The organism is Streptomyces sp. SID11385, from assembly GCF_010548245.1.
In the GTDB taxonomy this organism is placed as follows: Bacteria; Actinomycetota; Actinomycetes; order Streptomycetales; family Streptomycetaceae; genus Streptomyces.
In genome coordinates this window covers 1-6015 of record NZ_JAAGLR010000918.1, presented here as the reverse complement: position 1 = coordinate 6015, position 6015 = coordinate 1, and the positions used below count along the sequence as shown (strand labels likewise).

7 protein-coding genes and 2 pseudogenes are annotated in these 6015 nt (G+C 74.3%); 6 read left to right on the top strand and 3 right to left on the bottom strand.

From position 1 onward, the window contains the following. Both G3I42_RS28145 and G3I42_RS37915 read left to right on the top strand, forming a co-directional pair. Positions 1 to 329 (top strand): annotated as a pseudogene (locus G3I42_RS28145) (hypothetical protein); the annotation flags it as partial. Beyond that, positions 329 to 811 carry a hypothetical protein gene (locus tag G3I42_RS37915; RefSeq protein WP_239096727.1) on the top strand — a complete coding sequence of 161 codons (483 nt, stop codon included), beginning with the start codon at positions 329 to 331 and terminating at the stop codon, positions 809 to 811. The pseudogene G3I42_RS28145 and the gene G3I42_RS37915, both read left to right, overlap by 1 nt. A 79-nt stretch (positions 812 to 890) precedes the next feature. Here the strand turns inward: G3I42_RS37915 and G3I42_RS28135 are convergent, their stop codons facing one another. Together G3I42_RS28135 and G3I42_RS28130 are read right to left on the bottom strand one after the other, a co-directional pair. Next, positions 891 to 1157, bottom strand: coding sequence for a GlsB/YeaQ/YmgE family stress response membrane protein (locus tag G3I42_RS28135; RefSeq protein ID WP_164290576.1), 267 nt, complete (start codon positions 1155 to 1157; stop codon positions 891 to 893). Between the two features lie 126 nt (positions 1158 to 1283). Then, positions 1284 to 1904 (bottom strand): GNAT family protein, encoded by a 621-nt coding sequence (locus G3I42_RS28130; protein ID WP_203607458.1) that lies wholly within the window; start codon positions 1902 to 1904, stop codon positions 1284 to 1286. Between the two features lie 78 nt (positions 1905 to 1982). Here G3I42_RS28130 and G3I42_RS28125 point away from each other — a divergent pair, with 78 nt between their 5' ends. After that, complete coding sequence (locus G3I42_RS28125; protein WP_164290571.1) at positions 1983 to 3350, top strand: diaminopimelate decarboxylase; 1368 nt, start codon at positions 1983 to 1985, stop codon at positions 3348 to 3350. Between the two features lie 45 nt (positions 3351 to 3395). On the opposite strand, the gene G3I42_RS28120 is transcribed toward G3I42_RS28125, so the two are convergent. After that, entirely contained in the window at positions 3396 to 3827 is a 432-nt protein-coding gene (locus G3I42_RS28120) for a hypothetical protein (RefSeq protein ID WP_164290569.1), read from the bottom strand. Positions 3828 to 3910: 83 nt separating this feature from the next. On the opposite strand from G3I42_RS28120, the gene sigJ reads away from it, so the two are divergent. The 3 genes and pseudogenes from sigJ to G3I42_RS28105 all read left to right on the top strand — a co-directional run. Next, complete coding sequence (gene sigJ / locus G3I42_RS28115) at positions 3911 to 4798, top strand: RNA polymerase sigma factor SigJ (RefSeq protein ID WP_164290568.1); 888 nt, start codon at positions 3911 to 3913, stop codon at positions 4796 to 4798. 263 nt (positions 4799 to 5061) lie between these two features. Further along, a complete protein-coding gene (locus G3I42_RS28110) occupies positions 5062 to 5496 on the top strand; it encodes a hypothetical protein (RefSeq protein WP_164290566.1) in 435 nt (144 codons plus the stop codon). Between the two features lie 2 nt (positions 5497 to 5498). Then, positions 5499 to 6015: pseudogene (locus G3I42_RS28105) on the top strand (transcriptional regulator); the annotation flags it as partial.

Below are 6015 nucleotides of genomic sequence, written 5' to 3'. Positions count from 1 at the left end.
TGGAGGAGCGGGTCCGCCGCGCCGGACTGCGCGCGGGCGAGGAGGCCCGCACCGCGCCGCTCCCGGAGATCACCCGCCGCGAACGGGGCCTCGCCCTGGGGGACGTGGAGACGGGCCGCCGGGCCAAGGACGTACGGAACCTGAGCGCGCGCCACCCGGACCACGAGGAACTGCGGGCGGGCGCCGCGGAGGCCCGGCGCAGGCTGCGGGAGATGCGGGGCTCCTGGGCGGGGAGCACGGCGCTGGACCTCGGCGACAAGGGCGGGAACGTCGTGTCGGGCGGTGCGTACGGGGAGTCGAAGGACCGGCTGCGGACGGGGGGCGGCTGATGGGCGGCGGGGCGCAGCGGGTGGACCGGAGGGCGGGGCGGGAGGGCACGGTGGGGGTCACCGGCTACCGCCTCTTCCTCACCGCCCCCTGGGAGAAGGTCTCCGCCGAGGACAGCGCCGGGTGGGGTGCCCTCGCGGGTGTCACCGGCGGGGTGGACGTCTACCGGCCCGCCGCGGGGTCGGGCGTGCCCGCCGCTCTGGTCGTGGGGCTGGGGAGCGGGGTGCCCGGGACGGGGTGGGAGGCCGCCGAGGTGGCGGGCGGGGCGGCCGTACGGCGGGAGCGGCCGGTGGCGGAGCCCGGCCGGCTGCCGGTGGCCGGACGGCGGGTCGAGTACGCGGTGGAAGTGCCGGGCACACGCGGGCGTTGGTGCGTGGCGGTGTTCTCGGTGCTGGAGGTGGCGGAAGCGGCGCAGCCGCTGACCGCGTCGCTCGTCGAGTGGTTCGACACGGCCATGGGCACCTTCGGCTGGACGTACGACTGAGCCCCGGGGCAGGAAAAGGCCCCTGCCCGTGCGTACGGACAGGGGCCTCGCCGCTCGCGGCCGGGGTCGGCGGCCGGGGTCAGCGGCGGGGGGACCTGGCGCGGTCCAGGGCCGCCACGCCGATACCGGCCAGGACGACCTGGATCGCGAGTTCTATCCAGTCGATGCCGTCCGTGTCCGCGACGTCGAAGGCCGCCGCGATGAACGTGCCGACGAGGGCGGCGACGATGCCGACCAGGATCGTCCAGATGATGCCGATGCGCTGGCGGCCGGGGACGACCAGGCGGCCCAGGATGCCGATCACGATGCCGATGATGACGGCGCTGATGAACCCTGAGATCTCCATGGCTTCTGCTTCCTCCGTTGTCGCGGTGACGGGCGCGGTGGCCGGCTCGGTGCGTGGCGGTGCCGGACCGCTTGGCACCACGCTCTACTACACGTATGTAGAGCAGTGTGCCCCGGGCGCGCCCGCTCAGTCCTTGTTCCCCGCATCCATGCTTCGGAACTCGTCCTTCAGCAAGCCGAAGAGGAGGACGTCCCGGTACGCCCCTTCCGTGTAGTCGTGCTCGCGCAGCCGCGCCTCCTGGACGAAGCCGAGACCGCGTTGCAGCGCGACCGACGCCGTGTTGTGCGCCCACGCCTCGGCGACCGCCTTGTGGTAGCGCCGCTCCTCGAACATGAAGCGCAGCACGAGCGTGACGGCCTCGCGCGCGAAACCGCGGCCCTGGAAGCGGGGATCGATCTCGATGCCGTACGCGAAGTTCCCTTGTCCCAGCTCGACGTGGTGCGTGCTGATTCCGCCCGCCCACGCGCCGGTCTCGCGGTCCTCCACGACGAGGTGGAAGGTGTCGTTCTCCTCCTCCTTCGCGGTTCTCTCCTTGAGCCACGTCCGATAGCGCTCGGCGGAGCGCGGGACCGTGAGGCGGTCGCCGAGGCGCACGTGGGCCGAGTGCTGCCCGTACCGCATGAAGTGCGGCCAGTCCTCGGGTTCCACGGCCCGCAGCCGGACCCGCTCGCCGGTCCAGAAGTCGATCGCGGGGTCGGGCGGCGGCGGGGCGAGCGGTTCGCGGGGTGTGCGTTCCTCGGGTGTCATGGCGCGCATCCGATCAGGCGCGCCCCGCACGGTCCACCAATTTTCGCGGGCCGCCGCGGCCGGTGATCTGATGACGGCATGAGCGAAGCCGCACCCGAGGAGGGCACGGGCGGTCCCTCCGGTGCGAGCGGTCCCACCGAGGGCGAGCTGCGGCGTGAACGCGCGGTGCGGGCCGCCGTCGTGCAGGGGATCGTGGGCGAGGAACGGCCGCTCGCCGGGCTGCTCGACGTGACCGGCATCCGCCGCACCGCCCGCGCGCTCCAGTCCGCCTTCGCCCCGCTCGTCGCGGAGGGCGGGCCCGCCGTGCGGCACACGTTCGCCGTGCGCGCGACGCCGCTCGTGCCCGTCCTGCGGCTGCTGTACGAGGACCGGATCGGCGCCGAGGTGGCGAGCGCGGCCGAGCTGGCGCTGGCGCGGGCCGCCGGGGTGCAGCCGGGGCACACGGTGCTCGACTCGCCGACGAAGACCGTCGCCGAGCTGCGCGAGGCGCTGGGCAGCGGGGTGCTCGTGGACGTGGACGACGCGCAGGAGCTGGAACGGCTCGACGCGCTGCGCGGCGAGGCCGCGGCGACCTCCACGTTCGGGGTGCGCGTCGATCCGCACGCGGGCGAGGGGCGGCGGGCGGTCTTCGGCGTGCCGCTCGCGCACGAGGGCGCGCGCGAGTGGATCGTCTCGGCGTTCGCCGAGCGGCCCTGGCTGACCCGCCTGCACGCGCACTCCGAGGTGAAGAACGCGGGCGGGGCGGACCCCGGGCGGCTCGCCGAAGGGGTGCGGAAGGTGTACGAGCTGGCCGAGGAGATCAACGCGGCGGCCGGGCGGCGCCAGGTCGACACGCTCGCGCTCGGCGGCGGGCTCGCGGCGGGCGCGCGCGAGGGCGACGTCGGGGACCGGGCGGGAGCGGATTTCGCGGGGTACGCGGCGCTGCTCAAGGAGACGGTGCCGGGGCTCTTCGACGGGCGGTACGCGCTCGTGACGGGCTTCGGGCGCTCGCTGCTCGCAGGACACGGCTTCCTGCTCGCGCGGGTGGAGTACGTACGGGCCATGGGCGGGCGGCGGCTCGCGGTCACGCACGTGGGGACGCGGATGGCGGGGCACTCGTGCGGGCGGCGGCTCGCCGCGTACGACGCGCAGGGGCGGCCCAAGGCGGGCCCCGCCCTCGCCCAGGACCTCGCGGGGCCCGCCCAGTTCGACGGCGAACTCCTCGCCTCGGGGGCCGAGTTGCCCGAGCTGGAGCAGGGCGACTGGCTCGCGGTGCTCGACACCGGGGCGTATGGCTTCGCGCGGCACCAGGCGTACGACAGCCTGACACGGCCGGGGATTCACGGCTTTGCTCCCGCGGGGGGTGAGGGGGTGCGGTTCGCGACGGTGCGGGGGTCGCAGACGCTGGCGGAGTTCGTGGCGGAGTCGGGGGCGGCGCATACGCGGGCGTTGACCGATGACTTGTGATGACTCGGGCCGTTTTCGGGGGCTCCGCCCCCGAACCCCCGCTCCTCAAACTCCCCCAGCCTTCGGCCGGGAGGTACCCCCAGAGGGGCTTGATTTTGTGGTGCCCACCCAACGGAAAGCCAGCGCCAGCACGCTCAACGCGAACATCGTGACGCCCAGGGGGACATGGACCTCCGACACGTGCTTGATGCCGAGGACGACCTGGGCCGAGGCCAGGGCGAGGAAGCCCGTCGCGTACCAGATCTGGCGGGGGGACGCACCGCCCGGCTTCCAGGCGAGGACCGCCGCGAGCACGTAGAGCATCGCCGCGCCGTACATGACGCGCGCGCCGACGCTGTGCAGCGTCTCGCCGTAGTGGGCGGTCAACAGGAGACCCGCCGACACCGCCTGGAAGAAGATCGTGAGGGTCTGGAGCGCTATCGCCACGCGCAGGAAGCGCTCGTGGGAGGTGGGTGCGGTCATCGGCTGGGTGCTCATGTCGGTCCCCTTCGGCATGCCGGTCGGTAAGGTCTCACCGGTCCGACGAAACGGGCCCGCGAAACGTGAGGCGGGGGCGGGGCATGGCAGCGGGGGCGGATACCGGGATAGCCGGGGAGCGGGGTCAACTCCTCAACGTGGCCTACCGGTTGCTCGGTTCACTGGTCGAGGCCGAGGACGCCGTGCAGGAGGCGTACGCGCGCTGGTACGGGCTCGCGCCCGCGCGGCGCGCCGCGGTGTCGCAGCCGGGCGCGTGGCTCACCACCGTGACGGCCCGGATCTGCCTCGACGTGCTCGGTTCGGCGCGGGCGCGCAGGGAGCGGTACGTCGGTGCGTGGCTGCCCGAACCGCTCCCCGAGGCGCCCGACGCCGCCGACCCGGCCGCGCGGATCGTGCTCGACGAGTCCGTGTCGATGGCCTTCCTCGTGGTCCTGGAGGCGATGACGCCCGCCGAGCGGGTCGCCTTCGTGCTGCATGACGTCTTCCGCTACCCCTTCGCCGAGATCGCCGACGTCCTCGGCCGCAGCGCCGCCGCGTGCCGGCAGCTCGCCTCCTCGGGGCGGCGGCGGCTCGGTGCCGCCCGCGGCGCGGACCCGGTGCCGCTCGCCGAGCGCGCGGCCGTCGTGCGGCACGTGAAGGAGGCGTGGGAGTCGCGGGACATCCCCACGCTCATCGGCCTCCTCGATCCGGCGGCCGTCATGACGGCGGACGGCGGCGGCATGGCGGGCGCGGCGCTCCGTCCCGTCGAGGGTGCCGCCGGGATCGCCCGCTACATGGTCGCGATCGCCGACCGGGCGCCGGGGCTCTCGCTCCGGCTGTGCGAGGTCAACGGGCTTCCGGGACTGGCGGCTTCGCAGGGCGGGGCCGTACGGACGGTCGCCGCCTTCGAGCTGAACGGGGGCCGCGTGGACCGGATCTGGGTGATCCGCAACCCGGAGAAGCTGGGGCCCTGGGTGCGGGACGAGGAGTAGGGGACGCCCGCCGTCCGCTGTCCGGCTCCGCGCGGAAAATACCCGAACTCCCCTGCTTCCGCGCCCTTTTCCCCGCTACCGCCCCGTGCCCGCCTCTTCCCCCCGCACGCTCTCCGCAGAGGGTTTCGCGAGGGTTCCGCCGTGAGGATAGGGGCCGCGCGCATGTTCCGCTGGAAAATGCCAGAACTCCCCCGAGCGGGTGAGTCCTTGCGTAACCTCGTGCTCACAAGCCGTACTTCGGGTCGGGGAAGGTGACGTTCCGCGTGCCAGGAATTGACGAGTGTCTGCTGGACGCCATGAGGCTCCCGGGTGCCCGGGGCGCGGGTGTCGTCGACTGGATCAGCGGGCTCGCCCTCGGCACGATCGGCGAATCCCCCAACGGCGACCACGAGGCGACCGCGGCCGAGGCCGCCGAACTGGCGCGCATGGCCGCCGAGCACCGCGCCTTCGCGGCGACGACACAGATACCGGCCCCGGCCACCGGGGGCGACGGCACAGGGCAGGTCGGCCAGGTGGATCAACTGCTGCCCGTGGAGGACGTGATCGTCACGAACCGGGACAGCTACCACCTCATCCGCTTCGTGCGGACGACCTTCGACAGCAGCGTCTTCCTGCACCTGTGGCTCGACCGCGACGAGGGCAATCTCGCGCTCGCCCGCATCCGCGTCGGCGAGATCGCCGAACGGCTGGTGCTGTGACCGTGGACACGCTCACGACCGAGGCGGTGACCGTCTCCCCGCTCCTGCGCCGCCTCGCCGAGGAGGGCGCGACCGGGACCCTGAGTCGCGACCGGGGCAGGCTCCACCTCGTGGCCGGGAGGATCGTCCACGCGGAGGCCCCCGACTCGCCGCCGCTCGACGTGCTGCTGACCACCGGCGGCACCCTCCCCGCCCCCGTCCTCGCCGCCGCGCGCGCCGGGAGCGGCGACACGGGCGAGGTCGTGCGCCGCCTCCTCGCCGCCGGGCTCGTGGGCGCGGGAACGCTGGAGCTGTGCCACCTCGGCGCGCTGCACGACGCCGCGTACTTCGCGCTCGCCCCCTCGGGCGGTCCCGCGCGCTTCCGGTACGGCAGCGCCCACCCCCTCGCGGTCGCGCACCCCGTGGACGCGGGCGCCGTCGAGCGCGAGTGCCTGCGTCGCCGCGCCTTCCTCGACCGGCTCCACCCCGGCGACGTACTCGACCACGCGCCGCTGCGGCGCCTCGCGACGGGCGGCCCGG

Coding starts and splice junctions, on each gene's coding strand:
- G3I42_RS37915 (WP_239096727.1), top strand. CDS start 329: ATGGGCGGCGGGGCGCAGCGGGTGGACCGGAGGGCGGGGCGGGAGGGC.
- G3I42_RS28135 (WP_164290576.1), bottom strand. CDS start 1,157: ATGGAGATCTCAGGGTTCATCAGCGCCGTCATCATCGGCATCGTGATC.
- G3I42_RS28130 (WP_203607458.1), bottom strand. CDS start 1,904: ATGACACCCGAGGAACGCACACCCCGCGAACCGCTCGCCCCGCCGCCG.
- G3I42_RS28125 (WP_164290571.1), top strand. CDS start 1,983: ATGAGCGAAGCCGCACCCGAGGAGGGCACGGGCGGTCCCTCCGGTGCG.
- G3I42_RS28120 (WP_164290569.1), bottom strand. CDS start 3,827: ATGAGCACCCAGCCGATGACCGCACCCACCTCCCACGAGCGCTTCCTG.
- sigJ (WP_164290568.1), top strand. CDS start 3,911: ATGGCAGCGGGGGCGGATACCGGGATAGCCGGGGAGCGGGGTCAACTC.